This window comes from Corynebacterium sp. p3-SID1194 (assembly GCF_025144155.1).
Taxonomy (GTDB): Bacteria; Actinomycetota; Actinomycetes; order Mycobacteriales; family Mycobacteriaceae; genus Corynebacterium.
The window spans coordinates 1-2,006 of the sequence record NZ_JALXWY010000036.1 but is presented as its reverse complement, the minus strand read 5'-3'; the positions used below and the strand labels follow the sequence as shown (position 1 = coordinate 2,006).

General features: G+C 57.4%; 2 protein-coding genes. Both read left to right on the top strand.

From position 1 onward, the window contains the following. On the top strand, positions 1-958 hold a 958-nt coding region (locus tag M3G19_RS11755; protein WP_259902784.1), incomplete at its 5' end, for a hypothetical protein. 200 nt (positions 959-1,158) lie between these two features. Next, positions 1,159-1,971 carry a DDE-type integrase/transposase/recombinase gene (locus M3G19_RS11750; protein ID WP_311198363.1) on the top strand — a complete coding sequence of 271 codons (813 nt, stop codon included), beginning with the start codon at positions 1,159-1,161 and terminating at the stop codon, positions 1,969-1,971. The last annotated feature ends 35 nt before the right edge of the window (positions 1,972-2,006 follow it).

The following is a 2,006-nucleotide window of genomic DNA, read 5'->3' as shown; positions in this document are numbered from 1 at the left end:
TTACTGTCAGGGTGGTTGTGAACAACTTACCGAGGAGGTTTTGTTCATGACTGAGTTTGATGTTCCCCGTTTGATTCCGTCTGGGATGGCTGCTGTTTCTGCGGCTCGGCGGGTGGCGATGATCCAGGTTGCAGGTCGGGATCATTGGGACAAAACGCGTGTCCCACGTGCGGGAGTAACTGCTGAGGATGTGCTGGGGCTGCCGGTGACTGTTCTTGATGCTGGGGCGGTGCTCGATGATGAGACGGCTGCCTCGTGGAAGGCCGGTTCGTTTGTCTTTACTCCGAGTGTTCCCGCAAGGTGGGGACTTGACCATACTGCGGCGCAGAAAGCCCAGATGGTGGAGATTTATCGGGCGTTGCCTCACGGGGCTAAGAGGGCGTGGATTGCTCGCCAGGGGTTGTATTCAGCCAAGATCTTTCGGTGGGGTCAGCGGTTGGGCTATCCAACGCACGCACAGCAGGTCAGTGACCGTGTCACACTGGATTTGAGCGGCCCATTGACCCCGGAGCTGATCACGTATGTGGTGCGGCGTTATGCAGAGCTTCCTTTCGGCGAGAAAAGGGCTTTCCTGGCCGAGTGCGGGCTTGAGCATGTCAACATGATGAGGTGGATCTCCCGGGTTGCTGATGGATCCATTTCTCACTACGTCCATAGAAGAAAGGGCTGCAACGTGGATAACACCACTCCTGATGACCTCGTCGGAACCCGCGAGTTGGTGGCGAAGATCCTGGCTGAAAACGAGCGGTTGAAAAAAGAGCTCGACAAGGCCAACCGAAAAATCGACCGGCAAGACAAAGAGATCGACAAATGGGAAAAGACCAGTGATGTTTTGGGAAAAGCGTTAGCGTCCATGCCGGATCTGCCTGGCGTGGACTACGACGCGGAGGAAAATCCCTATCCGAAGACGAAAAGCGCCGCTATGAAACTGGCAGACAAGAAGAACAACACCTCATAGACGCACTCGTAGCCGCCGGTCATTCCCGCACTGCGGCCTGCCGGATCATCGGAGCCTGTGCCAGCCGGCTCTACTACGCCACCCACCCCAGGCCGGTCAAAGCTGATCCCATTGCCCACAGCGACCGCAACATCGCACGCTTATCGCAGCAACAAGTCGACGATATCCTGGCCCTGTTGGATGCCAACCCATATTCCAGTGTGGACGATGTGTTCTACAACGCGTTCAACCACGGCTGCTATATCGCCAGCTTGAGCAGTTTCTACCGGGTTGCTAGGGCCAATAACCGGCTGTTGAAACAACGCCGGCGCACCCGGGCAAGGAAGAAGACGGCACGGGCAGGACACCACCCGCCCCATGTCGTGGCCACAGCGCCCGGGCACGTGTTGTGCTGGGACATAACGTTTTTGCCTGGCCCGCTAGTCGGGGAAACCTACGCTTGCCACACAGTCATCGACTTATACTCCCGCGCCCTAGTCGGAGCAGTAGTTTCTGCGCGTGAGGACACACGAGCAGCAGCCCAGATGTTTACCGAGCTACTCAAGCGTTACCCGGATATGCACACTGTCCATTCCGATAACGGGGCTTCGATGACAAGCACCACCCTGGCCCGGTTGTTTCACAGCCACGGGGTGCGCCAGTCCTTCAGCCGGCCCCGCACCAGCAATGACAATCCCCATATTGAATCGCTGTTCCACACCCTGAAAGGCACCACCTACTACCCGAGGGTGTTCACCAGCATCCACGACGCCGCCGCATGGGTTGAAGACTTCACCGTGCTGTACAACAACCGTCCACACAGCGGCATCAACCACTACACCCCACGCAGCGTGCTCGACGGGACCTGGAAAGATCTGCAAGCCAACCGCCGAAGAGCGGCACAGCAAGCCCTAGAACACGGCTACATACAAAAACTGCCTACTCCCAGAACTGGGCTGCCAGAAGAAGTCACGATCATCCGGACCACGACCGCGACCCGGCCCGCACCCCAACCCCTGACAATCAATCACTAACCACGAAACGATTCACAACCACTTGACATAAAGCG